The following is a 23,163-nucleotide window of genomic DNA, read 5'->3' as shown; positions in this document are numbered from 1 at the left end:
CTCAGGCTTGGCACCCAAGGTCAGGGAATTAACAGCGGTTGGCTTTGATCGTGCTGCCAGACGGCAGCACGTTAAGCATTCAATCTTTATGAATTTTAAGTTATTGAATTTATTTTAATCGAGGTTCTAAACAATTATAAGCTTGATCAAGTGGACTCGTCCCGGAGGGGGTAATTGAGCAGTTGTATTGCGCAATCTGCATCTGCAGACGATTTTTGAATTCATCGGCAGTGAGTTCAGGTAATAGTCCATCGCCTTCTTCAATATGCAGGGTTAAGATGCGCGTGATCTGATAAATCAACCGCTCCATGGATCCTTGGCGTTGCCTGTTCAAGCGGCGAGACACGATATTTTTACTGCGAAGCAGTTCACTGAGCTTGACACTCTCGATGCTGGAATCGATTTCAATGCTCGTAATCCGATATCCAAGCGTTTCGTCGATAGCTTCAATAACCAACCTGTCTAATAATTGGTGAATGTTGCCATCGATAGCTATTGCCTTTCCGAGTACCATCCTACTTGGATTATCAACCAGGAATGCTAGCCAAGGGCGGGTCGTTGAACCGTCGGACGAAAGCACCAGAACATCAGGGCGATACAAACCGAAAGTTACCTCAACGTCCTTAGCTGCCGCCAACCGTTCATCACTTGTGTTTGAGATTAACCCTCCCCGTCCGGCCTTCCTGTAAACTACGATCCCAATCGGTGTATTTCCATTAGCGGAAAGTTTGCCATCAGACTCCCAAAAAGCTTCGCCTTTAAGTGTCCAAATTTCCCTCGCAGTCCACACCGTTTCATCGCAGGTAAAGTTTCCTGTGATTACCAGTTTTCCCTTAGGGCTCCACGTTGAACCGACTTGTTTTGTAAGAAGGTCTCGATCATCGAATGCCGCAGCAACAGCATCATTGCCGTGTTTCGAGTAGAAAGATTCAATGCTGGTGAAAACGGGAGCCGGTAACATACGCTTCAGCGCTTCGATGCATTCAACTACTACTTTCTCTGGGGAATCGCAAAGCCGAGAAGCACGAGTTTCACCCAATGAAATGTTCAGAATGAAAAAATCGGCATCCATAAGATGAAAATCAAGGTTTTGATCGTCCTCCTCATGCTTAAGTGCAGCGTAAGTTTCGTACCCAAGGAGTGCTGCGAGGATTTGAAGTAAAGTGGAGTGTTTAATTTCAATGCCTTTTGCGCTCAATAAAGCTTGGGCATACAGCGATACAGGGCTAAGAATGCTTTTCATCTTCCGAATCTCCGGTTCTGCTGATGCTGGTCGCTTTATCTTCAGCAGATGAGGAAATTAGAAGATGTCGAATCGACGACTGACGCACCTCATTTAAGTCGACCAGAGCTTAGGCGAGGCAGCCAATCAAAACTTTAGTCGATTAGGCCTGACTTTTCCAATAACGGTGATGAACGGCAAAATCGTTTAATTAAATTAGCCAATGCCTAACTAAAAATTAGGCGGTCGCTAACTTTTCTAATATTCGCCCTAACTGTAGTCCCTAGGCGTTGTTCTCCGAGCCTGTAGGTCGCGAATCAAGTCGCCCGTAATACGTCGGTCTTGACCTTGAAGGCCCCCTCTCACGCCCGCGCGCTCCGCTGTGCTGTGCTGTGCTGTGCTGTGCTGTTCATAAGCATAGAGCTCTCCGATCGATAGCAGCCCCTCCTATTTTCAACTACGGTACCCACACTGGCAGCTTGGAGTTTCCAGGTTTGTCGATGATGATCGCTAAGCTTTGCTTGGCTCGGGTAGCTGCAACATAAAAGGCAGCCCCCGGCGTTGATTCCAGGAAAATCTGCTTCTGAATGAAAGCCTTGATCGGCGCCGTTGGCATGATCAGCACACGCTCAAATGTGGCGCCTTTTGATACCTTAAAATTCATGAAGTCCAAAGCGAACTCCTTACCAGAAGCTATGGTGCTGCGGAGGCACTGAGGTCGGTATCGCTCGACGTATTGGTCGACATATTTTGAGTGCACTAGGTAAACGCCATCATGTTCAGACACCACGTGGTTCTCAGATGTGGTTTCTGGGAAACCCCATGACTCATCAAAAATGGTGTCAGAGAACGCCGCAATCTCGATTCTGCAGCGGTATGTCGTGGTCGCATAGTCAATGCTAAGCAGCCCTTCTTTTTCGCGTGCAAGGAACCATTCAAGTGCACCTGCATACCCATATTGTTTATTTTTTTGTCCCCGAGGGTTTGTTGAGAGCACCGCTTGGCGCACGTCACCAACCATGCGGACGTCGATCCGGGACTCAAGTAATTCATGGACGATTTCCCAATCGTAGCCACTGAGATCCTGTACCTCGTCGATCAGAATTTCGTCGTAGAGACACTCCAGTCTGCGTATCAGCGCTGGGGTGGCTGCCATAAGCTCCCGCGAGAGGCGGCCGAGTTCGCTTGCGTAGATTTGGTTGCTACCATCCATAAACCTTTGCCTGTCCTTCGCAAACATACTGGGACGTCCCTCGAAGTTGAAGCCCCCTACCCGCTCGCCTGGAAATTTGAACGGCAGGAATGGCTTTGCAAAATGGCGAAGCAAGAATGTGTACCAGCCAAGAACTTCGATGTTGTGGCGATCGCCAGCTTGGGAACCGAGGCGATGGATCAGTTCCTGCTGATTGGTCTGGGTGAAAGTGACAACGAGCACCCGACGTTCGATAGACATGTCTTTGCAGTGATCGACCAGTCCTTGAGTCTTTCTGCCACCAGCGACAGCCAAGGTCAGAATGCTAGGCATAGTGGATGAACTCCGCTGCGGCCTTCATGTAGGCCGGTGGGCTAAGTACCTCATCCGACTCAGCTAGTCGAATTGCTCCTTCCGTTTTCTCTCGTGCCATCCAGGTTAATAACGTCGCTGCCGCAGTGATGCCGAGCATCCTGCGCAAGTGAGGCTCGCCATTCGCCGTAATGAGTTGTGGTTCGAGTGTGGTACCGTCGGCGACTAAGCCAATGAACAGCTCTCTTCGCTTCGCGTCCAGCCACTTTTCAATCGGTTCACGTAGCTCGGCTGGTTCAACGCCGTCGTTGTCGCGCATCACAGCTACGGGTTTGTTGATCGCTGCGCAAAGCTCCAAGCACCGCGCCAAAGCCAGTCCACGCATGCTGATGACATCTATACCGTGAGCCATCGGGCGTGCGCTGAAGCAATCCTCATAGACGCGTTCGAAGATGATTTCATCAGATGGGCCTTCGACCAAGACGACCTTTTTCGCTAGCACTAGGCGGAGGGTGTCGTAGCCAGGCAGTCTTTGGAAATAGCTCACTGTATCTGGTTGAAGTTCTGTAATTTTGGACGCGCTGTTGCGGTGAAGAAGTAACAATGCGTCGAGGCCGAGGCGGTTCAAAACGTATGTGCTGTGAGTCGAAATGAATAGCTGCTGCTCTTCCGTGGCCAGATCTTCGATACGATTCAGTAGTGTCGTCAAGCTCGTGTGAGATAGATGGTTTTCGGGCTCCTCGATCATCACGATATTCGCCCGAGAGGAATGACGCTTCATTGCGAGAGAGATCTTGATCGCAGCCTGTTGACCCTGGCCCGCCATCGCAAACGGTAGCCCGTCGACGTGTGGAGTGACCACGCTTTCCCAAGATGTGCGGGATGTCTGATCCATGGCCAGCGCCATGGGCTCTTCCTGGAGCGCTGCGCCTAGACCCGAAAGTCGCTTGTTCACAGGGGCCAGCGCGCCATCTGTCATGGACGCTTTGATATTGCGGTAGTCCAGCGAAATCTCTGCTTTCTCGGATGACTCCAAGTGATCGCTTAGGATTTGGCGAAGATGGTAGTCGACGCCGGCGGCGGATTTGACCGTACGGGAGTCGATGGTGGCCACCGAGAGCGCCCGCGGCCGTCGCGTGAGTTCATTATCAGCGAACGACCGCCATTCGTAGGTGTAGTACTCAACGGGGAGTAGCGAAGATGGATTTTTAAGCCATTCATCCAGCTCATCCTTGTACTCCTCGTTGGGGAATACGGAGAGAAAGACACCAGGACAAGCGTTCGTTGGAACGTCGGCATTCACTGCGCCCAGCAGTCCTTGGAGGTCATCCGAGTCCTGCAGATAGAGCTCGATGAGAATCTGAGGGAGTGCCGGTTTCATTCCAGCCCTTCTAAGTGCAAGAAACTCAGCCACCATCTCGGTGTTGAACCAGTGAGGATTCAGCTCCTCCAGTATTCCTCTGCCACCGATCCGCGCGTTGAGCGCCAGTGAGATCGCCTCCATTAAGGTGGATTTACCGGCGTCGTTGTCTCCGACCAGGATGTTCATGCCCGGGTTGGGATTCAGCAGGAAATCTTTGTAGATGCGGTACCCACGGATGCGGATCTTGGTGATCACGTTCGACGTTCCTTGGCGAGTTGTTACTATATGGCGCTTTGATGGCCGGGTTGCCTGATGCTATAAGCGAAGCGGTACGTTGTCGACTCTGTCACTTTCTGTTGTCCCCTCTTCTTTCGCAGCTCCGCCAGACAACCGAACGCACAGGATTTCGCATGACCATCCTTCACTACCCAAACCGTAAAGCATTTATCGAATCCTTGGGAGCCACGTGTAAAAACTGGACTTGGAGTTGGTCGTTTGTGAATCACCTAGAGCGCAAAGTCATATTCGGTGCTTGGGACATTCATGTGGACGGCGACCGCACACTCATACTTTGCGAGGGGTGGGAGATAAAGAAGGGACGTCGCAACAATGGCTACGCGCAGAGCGTTGAGCATCTCAGGTTAGTCGCCGAGCAGGGATACGAGCTTTACACATTCAAGATTACGCACTCGGACGAACTCCAGGACGAGGACGGCGTGGGCCCTGCAAAGATCAAAGGTTTTGAACGATTTATCACTCGCAAATGGCTGCTTCAGCAAGAAGGTAGATGGTACGCGTGTGAAGAAGTACCTATCCCAGTAATTCCCGAAGAAGTCAGTCATCCTGAGCTCTACCTGGAGGGGGCACTGAGAGAGGTGAAGGTCAACGCATACGAGCGCAATGCTCAGGCCCGGGAAGCATGCATTCGGCATCACAAGGCCGTGTGTGCAGCTTGTAAATTCGACTTCGGCTCGGTCTACGGCGAGATCGCCAAAGGGCTTATCCATGTTCATCACATCGTACCCCTGAGCACGATCGGCGCGGAATACAAGCTCGATCCAATAACCGATTTGATACCGCTGTGCCCGAACTGCCATGCAGTCGTACATCGTGGCGCCGAAGTCTTGAGTATAGATAAGCTCAAAGGATGCTTAGCCGCGGCAAATGGGGGAATGCCTGAGCTTTTAGCACCCAGTAATACGCCGCCTAGCCCTACCCCTGCACAGGGATTTTAGGAATGTAACTCCGCCACTGGTTCCGCCCGAGGTAATGATGTCGTTGTCCGTTTTAAGGTTCGCCTGGTCTAAAATTCGCGACCATCAGGTTAGTAAGTACGCCCTACTCCTGATAGCTCCTGTCGTTGTAAAACCGTTGGATTTCACCCCTACCAGAAGGCCGATCCATTTGCGGCTGAAGGGGCTCTGGGGATTGCCAGTAGTTGTTGCTGGGGTGTGGGCGGCGATAGCCGGCTTCAGCCTGGAGTGGGCTTATGGAAGTTCTGTGGGGCCTGGAGTGTCGGTTGCCGAGGCATTGAAAATCGTCGGTCGCCTCAAGAATATGGCCTGGGTGTTGGTGACCGCTTCGACTGCAATCCTGCTATATAGCATCAGCGCTCTACGTTGGGGATTCCACTGCGCTGCGATCCAGTTGCTGAGGAGATGGTTTCCCACTATCAGCATGCCGCACTGCCTTTTCTTTGTCGTCAATACGTCGGGATGGGGGCTGTGGCTTGCCATATACATATATGGGCTGTTTCAAGCGATCAAATGGTGGGTCAGTGCAGGAAAACCTACATATGCGCCGGACGCCAGTAACTTGACCGAGCCGTTGTTACACTTAACCGTTCTTTGTGCTTTGGGTGGACTGCTGCACTTGGCAACTCGGAATAGTAATGAAGGGTTGCGCGCGCTTTACGGAGGGCATAAAGGGCTGAGCTTTTTGATCACCGTCGTAGGCATCATCTTGATGTTTCTCCTTGGCAGCCTTTCATTAATGCTCGGCTATCCGTGAGGGTCGCCCCTTCCTCTGCGAGCTCTGATCGGGTTAGAAGCGAAACGTCGGCCCATGACTGATGTATTTTCTGACAATTTGTACGGTTCAACTTACATCTCGAACGTTGTCAAACGACCAATCCGCCAGCCCCTCGCAACCCGTCATTAGGTAGTCAGCGCGTATCCCCAATGTAGGATCCGCCATGAACGCCATGAAATCTAAGGCCTGATTTTTCGCTACTGCAGGTAGCGAGTTCCACCAGGAGATCCGGATCGCGTGGTTCTCGCAACACGCGAGTGAGAATCTGAGCAGCATGTCCTCAATTTTTGCTCCACTGCGTCCTGATTTCGCTAAGGAGTGAACGAGTCGCTGGCAGCTCAGATTGCTTGATTCATGCCATGCCAGAACAAACGCCCAACCGTATTCGGTCGGAGCTGTAAAGAAGACCAGAAGATCCAGATCGCTGGTTTCGGGCCCCAAGTTCTGTAGTTGGTGCCCTTGAAAATCAAAGTCAGGAAATATCAGCCCCGAGGCCTGTAGCGAGCATCGAGACGTCGAGCCAAAGATGACGAATTTTAGCTCGGTGAAATCGTTGGCAGCTAGGCAATCATCGTATATGAGCTTGTGGCGCTTAAGCCGCTCAAAACCAAGGGACTGTCCATAGGCCGCTCCGATCAGAAAGCGGCGCTGGTCACGTGTCAGTCCTGTGTGCTCGAGCATCTCAGTGAGAGTCTTCGATGCGTTCTCTTTGACAAAATATTCTCGGCAGATACTGCGGTATGCGTACAAAGCCACCTGGTGTGGATCGACCGAAAGGGGCCGATCATCGATGGGTGAGAAAAGCTTGTTGTCATGCTGTTTGCACATCCCTGGGAACGTCGACGCGCGATTCACCCCAATTTTTTTTGGTAGTGGTTTGCCTCCCGTTTCCTTCAGGGTCGACAGGTCGGCATTGAGTCGGTAAACATGACCGGCTTCAGCAATCAGTCCCAGTTGACCCCGCTTCTGTATGGAGTGGGCCGAGATAATCTCATTGCATTGAATTCCATCAGTGAAATGCAGGCAGCGCCCCTTCTTGCTTTGCCGCTTCATGACTGCCTGATGCGCGTTTGCGAATGACATATCTGCATCCTAGGGTATTCGGCCGCAGTCGCGGGCGTGAGTGCCCTTTGAGCTCCAGTTGGAAATTTTGTTTTGGGACTGCCGCTCGCAAGTCATCTCGCGCGCAGTCTTTCCAACTCTTCAGATCGTTAGGACTTGCTGCTCCTCGCCGGTAGCCGGTGGCACTGTCAGCTCGCCGATGTCCTCGTCATCTTCCTCCATGGATGTGCTAACCGCGGATGCCCACTCCCGTAGCTCTACAACAGCCGGGAGTTTTTCCAGCGCATTAGTCGGTTCGATCCCGAGCTCAGCCAGGCGCTGCAGAAGTTCTCCGAAGATTTCCTCCTTATGCATGCTCCATGACGAAGCGAAGCACCGCCAAAACGTCCAGCCTGCACGTTCGAGGATGCGTTGGCGATTCATGTCTGCCTCCCAGCGATCGGGGCCATGGAAGGCATCTCCATCACACTCGATTGCCAGACGATTATCGTTGGCTCCCTCGACGACCATGTCGAGCCTGAATGCCCCACTCTTCACCTGCGGGATCACGCGGTAGCCCCGCTCAACCAGTCTGCTGAAGACCTGCTGCTCAAATCCAGACTCGCAAAGCTTGATGAGGCCATCCTGATCGACCTCCTGCTCTGTGAGTGGTTTGCTGAAGTACTCCAGGAGTGTACGACGAACATCTTTCAGGGAAAGGTGATCCAGGGTCACCGATCGAATCAGATACATCCTATCGCGTGCACGGCTTGCGGCTACGTTAAATCGCTGTTCAGCAGCAATGCCTGAAAGCGGATGGCAGTTCTCTGGATCTGCGACCATGGAAATGAAGATGATGTCGCGCTCGCTTCCCTGGAAGGTGCTGGCGTCACCACACGCAAATTCGCGAGCGTGGAGCTCAACGGCCCGGCATCGTTCACGTACTAGCGAATCGATGAATTTGGCTTGTTCCATGCCCCCTAACAGCGTTACCACACCAATCGTGCGACCCGCATACTTGTCATCCTTGATAAGTGCCTGGATTTCTTCAACGATGGCTTCTGCCTCAAGCCTGTTGCAGCCCTTCTTGTTCCTCACTCCGTCTTTGACATAAATGTCCACTAGAGGTGGATCGAGGCGCTCGGATGGTCGAGGGATTCGAAGGGGCTGGATCGCACCGCCGTAGAACTGGTTGGAATAGGAAATGATGGGAGGAACGCAGCGGAAGTGCTCACGCAACATAACCATATGGCCAGCGAAGACTCGCGATGCCAAATCGTAAAGAGATTTATCCGGCGTCATGTCGGCGCCATAGGGCTGGTCATTCAGGAACCGGTTACGAAGCTCGCCTATCCTCTTGCCGGATTTGAAGCCACCATCGGGAGAAACTTGCTTGTCATCCCCTACTACCAGTACCTTTTTGGCCCTGACGATAGCCGGCAAAGCCCATAAGTCTGACTGGCTCGCCTCATCCACAATCACCAGGTCGAAGGCGCCTATTTCCGCCGGCATGGACTCAGAAATCTTGGCGTGACTCATGATCCAGCATGGCACGGCACCGGCAGCATCCTGCATGCACTGCTGAGCATCGCGGCGATAACGCTCCGCGTTCGGCCCTGTCCCCTGCCCTATCTTGCGTATCGCTGTCGAGTAGCCGGCTAATGCTTGCAGTACCATCGGGCTGGCATTGGCTTTAGTAGACAGCCAAGCCGCTCGGCTCACCACTTCCCGATACATACGTGCCAGGCCAGCTTCGAGTTTTACTCGCTTGCCATTTAGCTCGACGAGCTCATGACGCGCTTCGATGCTTTGCAGGTGAGAGCGTATTTGCGCATGCTGCCACGCCTCCTTCCAACTACTTGGGAAAGCCAGGTCTTCAGCTCCGTTTTCAACAGGAACGGTCAGCAACCGACCGGAAAGATTTTCCGCTCCAGCTGTCATCACCCGATGCGCGCCCTCCCTGACATAATTCAGGAGGCCACCGAGTTCTCTGATCCGCTGTAGTTCTGTCAGCAGGTCGACATACTGGGACACGACCCGATGCGTATCCTGATCCGGGCTGCCCAGGCACTCCAGAATGAATGTACGAAGCCGGCAGGAGATTGGGCTGTCGCCCGCGACTTTGGCCTGCAGAATTGCGAGTGAGGCGCCCGCCATGCTGAGATCTAATCGAGCAAGGTTTTGAGTGAGGTGATCCCGCAGGCGACGAATCTCGACGATTGTCAGCCTATGCATGTTATCGGGCGCATCTGCGAAGACCGCATCGCAGAGTGGCTGTACCTTTTCGGCGTACAGTGAGGTGAGCTCGAGCGCAGCCTGAACTGTACTAACGGTGATCTCCAGTTGCCGCAGATGTGCCGTTCCCGCTTGAAGTCGCGGAATCCCCAGTGTCTCGGCCAGAGGGTTCCAGCGCGCAGTGAAGGATCTCACGTCTGCGTAAAGCTTCAGGTAGTCCTGGACGATCTTCCACTGCTCGGCAGACTTTGGCGCTGAGCCATTGATCCGGACATTGCTGACGTGTGTCTTGGCTTGGGATGCTCCGAAGCTCATCAGACCAAAAGGCTTTCCTGTTTCGGTAGCTCTATCCACGGCCTCAGATGTTTTCTCGCAATCCAAGGCTTCCTCTGGGAATTCAACAAAGTTTTCCAGCATGACCTTGCGCCGTTGCATCAAGGCCTGGGCGGCTGGAAGCATGCCTATTAGGACTGAGATTTCACTGTCGTACCGTCCACCTGCCGCCTTGAGTCGCAGCTCCTGCGACCAAAGAATTTCGCAGTCCCCGTCGTCGTGCAGCGCCACAAGCTTTTCTTCGCAATGACCCAGCTCCAAATCTAGATTCTTGGCTGCAGTGACAACGGCTTCACTGTCGGATTTCAGGGGTATGAGATCCCCCTGACCTAGAGCATATTCGAGCGACTTTAGCTGGCAGAGTGAGCCGTGGAGCTTGCCGATCTCCGCAGCTGCCGGTAATAGCTCAGCTTCAGGCAGACTGGAATTGATGTAGACAAGGTCACGCCCGAGGTCGCGACGAGCCTGTCTTAAGCCCCTACCGAACTCATCGTCAAAAGGCAGCGAGTGTTCGGGAGACAACGAAAGTTCGTCGTCAAACCAGGCGTACTGGTCGCCGCCCTTCATCAGAAGCTCAGCAAGCTCTTCCGCACGATACTTGGCATCGCCTACTTTGATTTCGGAAAGCTGACTCAGGGCAATCTCATTGACGCGTCGATCAAGCCTCACCAGCTCGGTATGAGCAAGATCAATGGACTGGTGCAGGCGATCAATCTCACTCCGAGCAAGTGATGGATTGATTTGCGAAACTTGGTGTTGGATAGCCTCAATCGAGCCTTGGAATTGCCGGATACCCTCGCGGTCACTGGTCAGCAGCGCAACCGTCAGAGGCCGAACCTCAGCCGGTATTTTCGACTGGAGTACCTTCAGGGCCTGCTCGCCACGAGAGGTAACTAGGACACGTTTGCCAGTCGCCAGATAGTGGCAAATGATGTTGGCGATCGTATGGGTTTTGCCGGTACCAGGAGGGCCCTGAACGGCAACCCCTGGTGCGTGCTCCAGACGCTGAACGATAGTGACCTGCTCGTCATTGTATGGAAGGGGGAAATACAGTTCCTTGGGTTCAGCTCTAGATCCATCCATGCTTCGGCTGGAAAGTCCGCGGAAGTTAACGTGCTGGTAATCGATTGCAATGTTCGAGGCCGGGGTCACCAACGCAAGTGGGCCGGCAGGAAGCTCGAGACATTCCTTAAGCTTCTCCCGGATCTTGCGAAGGTCGTTGATCAGCCAGTTGCTGGGTTTGGGGCGAGCAAACACCACCCACGCATCGCTTATCTGGAGCGTGTCACCTGGTTCTGGGAAGGCCTGGGCTCCATCTCCCATTACCTCCAAATATTTGCCTTTGCTGTCGAGGCTTCTGGCCGATAGCTTGAGCACATCAGCAAAGGTCGATGGCAAGAATGGGTTCAAAGGGGAGTCGACATGTCTGCCTAGATGATCGCGAATAGCTCTTTCGCACTCGCTGGCGCCAGGGATATTGGCGTTGATCAGCGCATCGAACTCGATCATGGGCTCTGTGGCACGTGGGCGAACTTCGACCGCCATGCTCTCCTCGTTCAAAGAGATATCGAGGGCTTGGGTCAACAATGGATAATTGAATCCGTGCTGCGCATCGTTGATCGTTAACGTCCAAGCGCTAACGCCCACGCCCCATACCAGCTCGCGAGCAGATTTTCCCGTCTCCATCTGCTGCATCAATGCAAACATGTCGCCATAGAGGCTAATGGTCTTGCGACGTGGTTTCTCAAGCTCAGCCCATTCGTGCCACAGGATAAGATGCGCCGTAAGAGCAGCCGAAGCTTGCGCGCGTACTTCGGACTCCACTGCTGCGATATCCCCACCCGGATCTTTGTCTTGCTGTTCGCGGATTAACTGCAGGAGCACCTGCTCAGAGAGCAATGGTGGCTTGGAGGGATTGTCACTGGCTTTGATGACGGAGCTATAGCTTCCATAAACTGGTGCTGGAGCACGTGACTCTTCGAGCCGTTCGATTTGCAGCCAGACATTGTCGCCTGGGAACTGGAGATCAAAGTGCAGCCCAGGAATACCTAGAAGGTCTGTCGGTGGATACACGTCATTAACAGAGCTCGATAGTTGATAGCGCGACGGATCAAGCTCCTTGAGGCTTTCCTCTGCGTACTCGAATAGTCGGCTGAGGAGCTCGTTAGGCGTCCGTTGCATGTTAATACTCCGATAATTCAGGGGGTGCGACTTCAACAGTCAATATAGAGTCAAGGATGCCATATTGCCTCTAGGTGTGGTTTTGAAATAATCGCTTCCTGACGAGTGTCCTTAAGAATCAGGCGGAGCCAAATCTAGCGATACGCAGATGACGTGGGCGGGCCAAACTATCAATGTCGTCAGCGGTTGTCTGGGCGTTAACCTTTGGTCATTGACATAAAAGTAGGAAAAAAGACCATCATGGTACCGAGCTGAGAGCCAGCGTGCCCGTTGGTAATCCTTTTCTCGAGCGCTATCTATTCACGCACGACTGACATTCTGATCCGTTACCAAGGAGTCCGCCCTACATATGGAAATTGAAGCGCTCAGCACCTATGCCAAGGGCGACCGATTCGAGGAGCAGGTCTTTGAGTTCCTGTCTCGTGAGATCAATGAAGGTCGCTTCTATGCGTTCCAACCTGAGTGCTGCAAAATTTTCAGGAAGAAGGGTTACTTCTCGCGTGACCGAGAGGACTTCATCATTTTTGATATTTCTGTCGAAGTATTCCTGCCTGGTTTCGAAACCCCATCATTGCTTGTGCTCATCGAATGTAAGAACTACAGCGGCAAAGTGCCCGTGGGGGACATCGAAGAATTCGGTTCAAAGATAAGTCAGGTGGCCGGCTTCAATGCCAAGGGTATTTTTGCGTCCGCCAGTGCGTTTCAGTCCGGAACGTTCAACATTGCTCGGAACCGAGGCTTCGGTGTCTTGCGTTACTTTGATCAATCTGAGTTTCGATGGGAGCTTCCTCGCGCCCTGCTGACCGGGGCGCGGAGCGCTAGAGCCCGTAAGCGCGCGGAGATCGAATACGCCCTAACCCAGATGGATTTTCGGCCTACCGTTTATAGCGCCTATGCCGTAACTCCTGCCGGCTTTACTGATGGTTGGGAAGGCATCTGGAAAGGCCTCGACCTTGAGAGTGCTTTTAAAGAGAGCGATCTGAGTCTGATTCGTCAGCCCACGCTTATCGAAACACCCAGGGTCGCGTTCATTTCGCGGGACAGAATAGATCGCTTGGCGCAGCAGGCTTTGAAATCCATTTCATACATCCGGGGAGAGGTCGATCTGACTAAGCTAGTGTCCAGAGAAGCTGAGGTCAGTGGACTGTCCGTGAGCTTCATTGAGGACTCGGGCTCAGCCCTCGGCAGTATCACGTTCAACCCGCTTGAGATCAAAATCTTCGGGGCAGATAGCCAATCCCACTTGGCCCGATTCACACTCGCCCATGAGTTGGGGCATCACTTTCTAGGGCATAAGCGCTACATGACACGAGAAGCCATCCGAGCGCAGGACATTTACCAGAGCCAGCTGATCACCATCCCTAAAGGGGAAGTCGAGCGGTTGGAGTGGCAAGCAAATACGTTTGCTTCATGTCTCTTGATGCCTAAAGAGGACTTTCAGGCTGCGTTTGGGTTGTTACTACAGCATCTTGGCATCCGAAACCGTGGTCACGGCCATCTGTACCTGGACAGTCAGAGGGACAATGTCATCCAGTTTCATGCTGTGTGCAATTCCCTGAGCGAATATTTTAACGTTTCGAAGACAGCGATCCATTTGCGCATGAGGGCGCTGGAGCTGCTGGTCGAGGTAGGTCGGCAGTATTGATTGATCAGCATCTGACGGGAAGTTTATGTCGCATGGTCGGGCGGTGCTTGAGCGTACAGTCCTATATCACCCCGCCACTCTCTTTCATTCCGATCGATACCTAGCGCCCAGTTTCAAACGCCAAGCTAAGGCCAGCGTACTAAACCTAGCTCCTTGAGCCGTAACGCCATTGCCGAATCGGATACTCCAAACTGCGTAGCAAGTGATACGACGTTGAGATTATTGAAGCGTTGGCACCGCGCCAGAGCAAGCTCTCGTTCCAAGGAGTCTGATGAGGCATACAACAAACCTTCGATGTTATGCGCATCGAGGTGATATGCGACCGTATCGTTAAAGTGAAGCTGGTCTCCACATAGGAATAGACGCCTGAAGCGGTCAGCGACCAGTTTCGCAGGCATCAAAAAACACGCTGCAAAGAAATCAGCCTCCCGTTCTTCAGGGTTTCGCGGCCCGCCGACTGGACGGCCATCTAACGCCCGATCCCTATGCATAACCTCACCTTTATGTAGGGCAAGGTGGCCGATCTCATGAGCACCCGTGAACAGTTTTACTGTAGGTGAGAATTCTTGGGAGATGGCGATGCGGTTCGCTTGGCGATCGATCAGACCTGCAATCTTAGGGCCGGAGCCGCCTTGGATGAATTTGGGGTCACCGAGATTCGGAAGCTCCCGATATTCAAAGCCGTACGCTAACGCCGCCTTTCTCGGATCACGCGCCTGAAGCGGGGTGATATCTTGATCGCCCCACAGGTGATATCGGTCGCGCCAGAGCATGCGCAGCAGCTCGGATGCTTCTTGTTCGATACTTGGCATGTGCATGCAAATCACCGCATGTAGTGCTCATGACTTGATAATAACCCAATATGTAGGGCTTTCAAGTCTTTCAAACATGCGCTGGCGGTGCTCGGCACACTGCTGCTAATTTGCTTTACTCGAGTCAGCCGCCTCGATACCTGGCTTAGCTCGGGTTTCCAATCGAGTGCGGGTGTCGAGCTGTATGAAGGCTGGCGGTAATGTGCTGTTCGCCAGCATAAAAGTGAGTCGCTGATGAGCCCACTGAAGCGCGGAGCATTCTTCATTAGGGCCTATCGGTTTGAGCGGGGCTTTGTTCATGCTCACTTCCTCGAAGGTTTTGTGGGTGCTGTCTTTGGCTTCTCGGATGCAGGCGCAAATGTGGTGTTCGAATCGCTTCCATCTGTCTCAGCCTCGGTAGCCTGCAATCGCCGGAGTCGCTCATTCTCCGATTGGGCAGCGACAAGCAGCAGTCTTGCCTCCAGCTCGCGCTCGCCGCTCTTGGCTGCTGCTTCATTCAGTGCCGTGGCGTCTTGTCGAAGCGTGGCGATCTGTTCCTGGAGCTGCTCAGCAACTCCGGCGGATCTCGCTTCCGCCAGTTTCAGACCTTGGATCTCGCCAGTCAGTGTCTGTGTGTGCGCCTCATGGCCGTGTAGCAGTTTCACCTGCTGCCTGGACTCTCCAAGCAACCGCTCGTTGTCACGATTTAAACGAGTTAGTTCATCCTGTTTCAGCACCAACGTTTCCTGCAGCTTGCGCTTCTCCATTTGGGTCTCGTGGAGTTGGGATTCATGCCGTCGTTGATCTTGTTCACGCTGCTCTTTTACAGACTCCCGGTAGTGCTCCAATGCCCCGCGCGCGTGAACATGCTTTTCCTCTAGGGAGTGGATCTGTTTATCCCGGTCACTGACCAAGGCTTCTAGGTCAGTACAGCGTTGATTAAGTCCGGCATTGCGTGTCAGCTCTGCCTGGAGTGAGGACTGCGTGGTTTTTAAGTCAGCAGTTTGAGCCTCAATCGCTGCTTGCTGAGTGTCGAGTTGCCTACGCGCTGCGGTCAGTTCAGTTTGCAGGCTGTCGATCTGCGCCTGGAGCTCTACACGCTCAATATCAAAGGCTGATCGGGACTGTTCGATCGACTCGTTACCCTCCTCCATGAGTCGATCCAGAAGGCTTTCCACCATTGCCGAAAGTTCTTCACCCATGCGTTCGCGGGACGATAGTGGGCGTGGATCGTAGGATTCGATCTCCTTCAGGTACCGGGCAATTGTTGTCTTCGACCCGGTATTCCCCAGTTCCACACGCACGGCATCAATGCTTGGGTATGTGCCCCTAGCGAGCAGAGACTGCCTTGCTTTTTGCACCACCGCCTTGTTAATGCCGCCACGAGCCATGTGAACTCCTACGATTTCGTTCTGTGTTACGTGTCATGTAATTACGTGACACGCTAACACCAATTTTGTGGATGTAAAGTCAAACAATTAAAAAGCTATAATAGTGCTTTATGGCTTCTTGACTTTTTATGGCTCCCAGAAAACCTCCTCGTAGCGCAGGGAAAGCAAAACGTTCTGACTTTGAAGGCAAAGCACGATGGAAAAGGCAGATCGGTACCTCAGGGCCGGTACCCGGGAGAACACGCGAAAGAGTTACCGGGCGGCGATCGAGCACTTCGAAGTGACTTGGGGCGGGTACCTACCCACGACCGGAGCGGGCGTCGTTCGCTACTTGGCGGAGTACGCCGACAAACTCTCCATCAACACTCTGAAGCAGCGCTTGGCGGCCCTAGCGCAATGGCACATCACCCAGGGCTTCCCCGATCCAACCAAGACGCCTGATGTTCGCCAGATGATCAAGGGCATCAGGGTCGTGCATCCTGCAAAGGTCAAGCAGGCCGCCCCGCTGCTGCTGAAGCATCTAGAGCAGGCAGTCACATGGCTTGAAGGGGAAGCTGCAGCTGCGATTGAACAGGGAGATTACAAATCGCTGGTGCGTCATCGCCGCTCGGTGGCGATTATCTTGATTGGGTTTTGGCGTGGCTTTCGTGGCGATGAGTTAGCCAGGCTAATGGTCGAGGATACCCAAGCCATAAGTGGTGAAGGCATTACCTTTTTCCTGCCGTACACCAAGGGTGACCGCCAGCATGAAGGAACTACTTTCCAGACGCCGGCACTTACAATGCTCTGCCCCGTGGAGGCCTACATCAACTGGATAAAAGTCGCCGGGATCGCAAAAGGCCCGGTGTTCCAGCGGATAGATCGGTGGGGCAATCTTTCAGGCAAAGCTATGCAGCCGCATAGCCTGATCCCTGTGCTGCGGCGCATTTTCAAAGAGGCAGGATTACCAGCTGAACTGTATAGCAGCCACTCAATGCGGCGCGGCTTTGCAACCTGGGCGTCTGCCAATGGCTGGGACATCAAGGGGCTGATGAGCTATGTGGGCTGGAAGGATATGAAGTCTGCAATGCGCTACGTGGATGCAGTTATCTCCTTCGGAGGTCTTAAAGCTAATTCAGGCACACCGCAACTGGAGGCCTTCTGAGTGCAGATAGAAGCATCCACGCTGCAACCGACGGACGTATTGAGGTAAACACGCACATGGATATCCGACATTACTCAACAGAGAATTCAACCCCGCCCATGCTGGATTAGCTGGCATTTTTGCGGTCTATGAGAAACTCCTGATTTGGTGTAGCGCAAAATTTAGATTTCTGGGAAGGCATCATCCCAAGCACCTCGTAAGCGTTTCAGGTTGTAATTCAATGCCATGGAGATGGCCTCCCCTTCGGATACAACGGCCCTCTCCATTCAACATTGGTCGTCGCGAAGCTATGAGCGTTCAAGCTTCTCAAAACGCGATTTGAGCTTGGTCAGTTCCCGCCCTTTTCCGAAAGTATCTGCGATGACCTGTAGGTCATCATCACTCAGCGTTGACTCATCAACCGCGGATAAGGCGGCGTGCGTGCCAAGACCAAAGGCTAGCCGAGCGAGATTGGTTTTGATCGTGACTGATGAGCAGCTTGGGATCGTCGCCAGCAGAAGCTTTGCGGTGGCTAGCCGGCTCTCTTGGTCGCCCAAACGAGTGCAGATGGACTCCAGGTCGTTGTTCACAGCTGCAGCAGTCTCAGGTGCTGCTGCCATTGGTAAAACCCGAATGCTCAGGTTGATCAGTTCAGTTGGCGTTGGGGCTGGGTTCAGCGAGTCTACCTGGCGCCAGAGGCGACGACGGCCGTCATCGCTGGCTTCGTTAGACATCAACGCTTGTACCAGTCCTTGAAAGCCGCCGTTACCGAGGCAATTTATCCATAAGGATAGAGCTTGGTCTGGTAATTGAGCGTTACCGACTGGCCCCAGCGCGAGCACTAGCAAGGTCGTTGCGGTTCGTTCCGATGCGTCGAGCTCAGATATGGTTTTTCCCCAGGCGCTCCTGAGCCAACCTACTTCCTCAGGGGACTCCCAGCTTATGGCGCCAGGTAGCTGGGCGATTTGGCTAGGTGTTAGTCTTCTAGAATCGCGAGTGAAGAACTCCTGCGCCTCCACTGGGTGCGCTTGCCAGATTAAACATGCCAACTCAATCAGTTCCGCGTCTCGTTCCAGACCTACGATCCCCAACTCGACCATGGAATCAAGAGAGCTAAGCAGCCCGCGCCCAGCATCTTTTGGGCTTCGTCGGCCCACATTGATCGCGTCAGAGAATATGGTGTCCGGCGCATAACCGGGCTGCACCACATCGGTAGACGGCCAAGTGCCGGCGAGATACTGATGAAGTCGTTCATGTTGAGCCGGATAGCTGGCGGCGCTTGAAAAAGTATCTCGCAAACAGGTTGCGATCGTCGCCGGTGAACCGTGGAGATATACTTTTGAGAGCCCGCCCAGCAAGTCATCCAGTTCCTCTACCGGCCTAGAGACTCTTGAGGGAAGCCTGCTCAACGATCGATCTAGATGGTCGTGCATTAGACCAGAACCCCAGGACTTGCTTGAAATGTTCGCCGCGGCGAGGGCATAGAGTTCTCCGAAACGATCGGGCATAGCTGTGGCCGTAAATCCTGTATCAAAATACGCGATGACCTTGCTCTGCACGTCTTCCGGTAAATCCCCATAAGCTTTCAGCAGTGAAGCGCAGCACTCAAGAGGCAGGCCTTCAGCAAAACTCTCAACCCAATTCGCGCTCACCTGCGCCAACATTCCAGGTTCACGCTGAATGATCTGTTCGAAGAGAGCAACGGCATCCGCCTGGTAGAATTCTCCGCCGGATAAATTGCCACCCAGGTCAGCAAGGCTGGACTTGGCTTCTTTCGTAAGTTCTCCAAAACGGGCAGACGCAGTCGATAGAACCCAGCGGAATCCCCGCTCGTAATCGACCGCGGGGCTGGGGTGTTCAATGAGGTTTCGCACAATGGTGACCAAGCATGCGGACAGCGGCTGGGAGCCAGCCAATTGGTGAGATTGCTCCAATGTAGTGAGCGCACAGGACTGCAATTCGAGCGGTGAAAGCTTCAGATAGCGATCAACAAGCTTCCATAGGTCTGCGCGACTTTCTTCCCCTTTCGCAGCAAGACTCCCAAACAATCGATCAACCCTGCCTGAAACGGTCGACAGCTCCAATGCTTGCGACCTACCCGCTTCAACTTCATCTGCAACAAGCGAGCTGTAGTCAGTCCCTAGCATCGTGAGCAGCATCTCCTCGTGCCTGCCTATCCACTGTTCAAGTGTATTGAAATCGAAATGGAAGGAGGATTTGCCTATGCTTACGTCTCTCACCTTCAGCCATTCGATAAGCTTGCGCTCTTGTGCGGCAGGCAACCCATGCACCGATCGAACGTTGAGGACGATTTCACAAGCCTTGACCACCATCGCCTTTGCTTCGTCCAAGCTTGGGGTCTGCATAGTTTCTAACCGGAATTCAATTTGATGCTGCGTAGTCAGCAGGTCGTCAACCAACTCAGCCGCTATCTGCCGTTGCTCCTGAGCATTGGCGAGCAGCACAACACTGTTGATTTTATCCAGCCCAACCATCGACCGAAGATCCAATGATGCGGTCAACGCATTGCAGAGTTTTCCGAGCATCAATCGCACCGTTCGTGGTGGGAGATGATCAAGCAAGTTCGCTATGACGCGCATTGCGTTGTGCCGTCGCGACTCTGTTTCCAGGTGCAAATCGCTAATCAGTTCATGAAGCAGCTGTGCTTGATCCTCGCTTAGCGCGACTTTGTCGGTGCGAGTGGACAGTCGCTCAATCAGCCCTCGCGTATCACCGGACACCAGCATGTTGTAGAGCGTGCTCGTGCCAGCGCCGAATTTTCGACTTATTGGATCCTCGGATAGCAAAAGCAAGCTTTGCAGAGAATCTGGCCAGCGCACCCCTACTAGGCTAGACAAGAACTGACGCAGGTCTCGACAGCCCTCTCGCATTGTAGTCTTTCCTTCCTTGTCTTCGATGACGTAACGCTTGACCAACAGGGCCCGCGCCTCAACGGGCTGATCCGAGAGCTCCCCTTCATGTACAAGCAACTCCGTCAGGCGGCCAAGCAGTAATGGGTCATCCTGAAGATCGCGATAGAAATCAGGAAAACTCACACGGGCAGCACTCAGCGCTCCCAGCGAGATCGGATGGCTAGTCACCGCACCTTCATGAAGGCCACCAGGCCGCTCACCTGAACTTCCTTCATATTCTCTTCGCTTTGCGAGCCACCAGGACTGAGCAAATGCGTTCACGATCTGAAGTGCATTGCGCGGATCGACAACGTTCACGTGAATCATCCGGTCAATCACTTCTTCTGGGCTTGCACCCCCCGCGTTCAGATCTTTCACAATATCCATAAACGACGACAGATGCTTCAGCGCGAACTGCCTCATATCCCCCCTGGGTGCAGGCGGAATTTCCAAGCGGAACTGGAAAATACGGTCGAGGTACCTACGAGCGTCCATATGGGTAAAGACGGTACCGGGTTGTTCAGGATTGCCGCGGCCGCGAGCCAGGGCATCGGCTACCTTAGCTTCGTCACAAGAGATAACGAAGACGAGGCCAAGACCCAATGGAAGTTTCTCGGGAGGGATTTCCATGAAGGCACGAACTGCGTCGAGGCCCAGCACCATTTCTTCGGCCGAAAGCCGATCCAGGTCGTCTACGAATATCACCAGGCGCTCACAGGGATCGGGTTTGGTGAATATACCCGCTGCAGGGCCCTTGAACACTTTAAGCTGCTCAAGCAGCATTTCCTCATACTGCTCGGCGCTTGCACTTGGCAGCGAAACTTTCGTGATAGATCGGTAGCTATCGACCTTCGAAGGTTTCAAGTTCTTCAACAAATAGCTGTAGGCACCGCTGATTGCCAAGATGAACGTCGATTGGACAATGGGGTTGCTCCACGGAAGGATGGCGAGTCCGGCCCATACCAGGCCAAACAGTAGCAGCATTGCGCCAATGAACGCCGGCAATGGAAGTGACCATGCTCGCCAAAGCTGCACTGCATATTGTCTCCACCCTTTCCACTGGATTTCGACCTGCGTGATACTTCGAAAAAGCTTGTCGTGAAGAGCTTGCTCGTCGCCGCCCAACTCCAAGAACACGTGGCGCAGCAGCGCTCGCTTAATGTCCTGATCCTTCCCGCCGAATCGCCAAGCGTTAAAAGTGATGCTTTTGATGCGATCTCGACGCGATGGTTGCCCCGTGCCGTCAGATGCACCATCAGCAAGCCCACGGGTATAGAGCTCTTTGATTGAGCTTTTACCTGTACCCCAGCCACCAAGCAAACCAATACTAAACGGTGGTTTGTGGTGCTCGGCCTCCACCAGACTTTGCAACGCCTGAGCAAAGTGTCTGTGCCCGAACGCATCCTGCGTTTCGTTTTCAATTTGCCGATCAAGCACTGCCGGCATCGGCTGATAGGGTTCAGGCATTCGTTGCGTTCCTTCATCAACGTGTTACTGGCGGGCTGCCACTATGCCTAAGCCTAATGGATGAATACGCGGCTACACAATAACGCCGTCATCTGACAGCATGAGCCGGACAGCGGCAGTGTGCTTCAGCCTTAACCCAGTCGCGGTGACGGTCTGCGTAGCTGTCGCTGCCTCGACTCTCAAAGTGTACTGCCAGCATACCGGCGCTCCGAAAAGACACGATTGATGTGGGGCGTAAACTCTTGCGCCAGCCCCAGGTCTTCAAGGTAAAGAACGGCATAGTCCAACGTTGAGGGAAAGAGATTCGTTGGCGCATGCAAATTCCGGCGATTAGGGTGATCACGTCGCTTGAATAAATGCGGAAACTACCCGCCCCTTAATGCTGGAGTTCGCAAGGCGTGTTCCCGGAACGCCTACGCTGCGCCTGCGTCAAAGTCGCCGCGGTGGATGATTCGTACAATCTGAATAAACTACAAGCAAGGTCTACCCTGACATGAGCTTCGAAGCAAAACATCTTCATCTCCAAACCATCCAAAACCTCCTCGCCCCATACCGTTATTTGTATTGTGTAAACTTGGAGGCAACCTGTGATTAGGTTGGCGAGTCGGAATCACAAGGTCGCTTGCAGTCGTCCCCGAGCAAATGGAGACGATTGAAATCGGGCCGGTAGTGATCGATCTAGAAAATTTTGAGATCGTCGATGAATTGCAGTACTTCTCCCATCCTCACCGACTTCTGTAAGAGGCTGAGGTGCCTTCAACAAACAGACGTTGACGGCGCCCGAAACTATCAAAAGATTGGGGGAAGAGCTACGAATGTTTGCTGAGCACTATTCCGGTGCAGCTTGTGCGTGAGGGGTAACTTCCAGCGAGCAACAACCGTGTCGGACGCGAGTCATCCAAACGTTGGCCACCCACTGAAATCAGGTTTAGAGAAGCTTCATGAAAGAACAGTTTACGCTCAGGATCAAGCACTACCTCTTGAACAGACTCATCGATGAGGCGGCTGAGCAACGCCTTACGAAATACACTTTCTGGGAAAGACTCAAAGGCGACTGCGTTGAGGTAATGGGCATCGAGGTTTTGGAAAAACCTGTCAAACATCAAGAACAGCGGATTGCTCAAGCATTCAATGAAAGGCGGCAGATCGCTTTCGACCTGGCTCATACGCTTTTATTGATACGTTCAGTCTGCGTTCCTAATGTCATTCCAGGCAACGGGCTTGGCAGTGACTCCTATATATGGGTCAGCGTATGCAAGACGACGAAAGCAGGCCGAATTTATCGCCGCCTCCCAGCATTCCTGCAGCTTTGGCTGTTGGGGCTTGTACTGACCGGTCGCAAGTTTGCTTCCACGCTCCAGCGGTTCAAGTGGCTGACGGGAGTCATCAGTTTCGCTGTGCTCTCAGCCAAAGTGTGGCATTCGGGCCTTATCGACAAGACATGGATTGGAATCAGCGCAGCAGCAGGCATCTTTTCAGTCTGGTTGCTTTCACTATGGAAATAACTACCTTTGGCGTCGGCAGATGCCTCCAGGGCTGCGCAAGCTAATAGATACGCTCAGGCAGGAATCCCCTACAGAGTCCCCGGAGTGCTGCACCCCTGAGGCAGTCTGCTTCATCAACTTGTCCAGCTCACGAACTAGCTATACGCGGAACCTTTTTTTGCCGTATCGATTGCCTGTATACCGAGCTTTCTTCACAGGCTTTTCTTTGGAGGCTTGTAATCGCACTCCCGGAAGTTGGTGCATCGAACGAACGGGCCGTTCTTGCTCTCCTGCACTACCAAGTCGCCGACGCAGCAACGGGGGCATGGATGGAGCCTGACCGGGGCTCCGTGTACGTCCTCAACCTGAAGCGCACTGTCGATCGCCAGTTCCTTTATGAAAATCGAGATCTTGCTCGCAACGGTGTATATCACCACTGT

13 protein-coding genes are annotated in these 23,163 nt (G+C 53.3%); 5 read left to right on the top strand and 8 right to left on the bottom strand.

Annotation, left to right across the window (positions count from 1 at the left end; genetic code table 11):
• Positions 1-109: 109 nt before the first annotated feature.
• From GDV60_RS13495 to GDV60_RS13485, 3 genes are all read right to left on the bottom strand, one after another.
• On the bottom strand, positions 110-1,243 hold the full coding sequence (locus GDV60_RS13495; RefSeq protein ID WP_159907635.1) for a hypothetical protein: 1,134 nt from the start codon (positions 1,241-1,243) through the stop codon (positions 110-112).
• Positions 1,244-1,679: 436 nt separating this feature from the next.
• On the bottom strand, positions 1,680-2,747 hold the full coding sequence (locus GDV60_RS13490) for a UvrD-helicase domain-containing protein (protein WP_159907632.1): 1,068 nt from the start codon (positions 2,745-2,747) through the stop codon (positions 1,680-1,682).
• On the bottom strand, positions 2,740-4,344 hold the full coding sequence (locus GDV60_RS13485; protein ID WP_159907630.1) for an ATP-dependent endonuclease: 1,605 nt from the start codon (positions 4,342-4,344) through the stop codon (positions 2,740-2,742). The genes GDV60_RS13490 and GDV60_RS13485 overlap by 8 nt, the downstream gene beginning before the upstream one ends.
• A 155-nt stretch (positions 4,345-4,499) precedes the next feature.
• On the opposite strand from GDV60_RS13485, the gene GDV60_RS13480 reads away from it, so the two are divergent.
• Together GDV60_RS13480 and GDV60_RS13475 are read left to right on the top strand one after the other, a co-directional pair.
• Positions 4,500-5,324, top strand: a complete 825-nt coding sequence (locus tag GDV60_RS13480; protein WP_159907629.1) for an HNH endonuclease — start codon at positions 4,500-4,502, stop codon at positions 5,322-5,324.
• A 37-nt stretch (positions 5,325-5,361) separates the two neighbouring features.
• The gene (locus GDV60_RS13475) at positions 5,362-6,099 is read left to right on the top strand and encodes a hypothetical protein (protein ID WP_159907628.1); all 738 of its coding nucleotides are present in this window, start codon (positions 5,362-5,364) and stop codon (positions 6,097-6,099) included.
• Positions 6,100-6,186: 87 nt separating this feature from the next.
• Here the strand turns inward: GDV60_RS13475 and GDV60_RS13470 are convergent, their stop codons facing one another.
• Together GDV60_RS13470 and GDV60_RS13465 are read right to left on the bottom strand one after the other, a co-directional pair.
• A complete protein-coding gene (locus tag GDV60_RS13470; RefSeq protein WP_159907626.1) occupies positions 6,187-7,203 on the bottom strand; it encodes a hypothetical protein in 1,017 nt (338 codons plus the stop codon).
• A 120-nt stretch (positions 7,204-7,323) separates the two neighbouring features.
• Positions 7,324-11,910 carry an AAA domain-containing protein gene (locus GDV60_RS13465; RefSeq protein ID WP_159907625.1) on the bottom strand — a complete coding sequence of 1,529 codons (4,587 nt, stop codon included), beginning with the start codon at positions 11,908-11,910 and terminating at the stop codon, positions 7,324-7,326.
• Between the two features lie 349 nt (positions 11,911-12,259).
• On the opposite strand from GDV60_RS13465, the gene GDV60_RS13460 reads away from it, so the two are divergent.
• Positions 12,260-13,555: an ImmA/IrrE family metallo-endopeptidase gene (locus GDV60_RS13460; RefSeq protein ID WP_159907623.1), complete on the top strand. Its 1,296-nt coding sequence runs from the start codon at positions 12,260-12,262 to the stop codon at positions 13,553-13,555.
• A 125-nt stretch (positions 13,556-13,680) separates the two neighbouring features.
• Here GDV60_RS13460 and GDV60_RS13455 read toward each other — a convergent pair whose 3' ends face one another.
• Together GDV60_RS13455 and GDV60_RS13450 are read right to left on the bottom strand one after the other, a co-directional pair.
• A complete protein-coding gene (locus GDV60_RS13455; protein ID WP_150635306.1) occupies positions 13,681-14,373 on the bottom strand; it encodes an ImmA/IrrE family metallo-endopeptidase in 693 nt (230 codons plus the stop codon).
• A gap of 296 nt (positions 14,374-14,669) precedes the next feature.
• On the bottom strand, positions 14,670-15,737 hold the full coding sequence (locus tag GDV60_RS13450; RefSeq protein WP_159907621.1) for a DNA-binding protein: 1,068 nt from the start codon (positions 15,735-15,737) through the stop codon (positions 14,670-14,672).
• A 196-nt stretch (positions 15,738-15,933) separates the two neighbouring features.
• On the opposite strand from GDV60_RS13450, the gene GDV60_RS13445 reads away from it, so the two are divergent.
• A complete protein-coding gene (locus GDV60_RS13445; protein WP_159907620.1) occupies positions 15,934-16,881 on the top strand; it encodes a site-specific integrase in 948 nt (315 codons plus the stop codon).
• Positions 16,882-17,168: 287 nt separating this feature from the next.
• On the opposite strand, the gene GDV60_RS13440 is transcribed toward GDV60_RS13445, so the two are convergent.
• A complete protein-coding gene (locus tag GDV60_RS13440) occupies positions 17,169-21,239 on the bottom strand; it encodes a P-loop NTPase fold protein (protein ID WP_159907619.1) in 4,071 nt (1,356 codons plus the stop codon).
• 941 nt (positions 21,240-22,180) lie between these two features.
• Between GDV60_RS13440 and GDV60_RS13435 the strand changes: the two genes are divergently transcribed.
• Positions 22,181-22,744 (top strand): hypothetical protein, encoded by a 564-nt coding sequence (locus tag GDV60_RS13435; RefSeq protein WP_159907617.1) that lies wholly within the window; start codon positions 22,181-22,183, stop codon positions 22,742-22,744.
• The last annotated feature ends 419 nt before the right edge of the window (positions 22,745-23,163 follow it).

This window comes from Pseudomonas sp. DTU12.1 (genome assembly GCF_009873475.1).
In the GTDB taxonomy this organism is placed as follows: Bacteria; Pseudomonadota; Gammaproteobacteria; order Pseudomonadales; family Pseudomonadaceae; genus Aquipseudomonas; species Aquipseudomonas proteolytica.
Note: the sequence above shows the minus strand (reverse complement) of the source record. Positions and strands in the feature narration are given on the sequence as shown.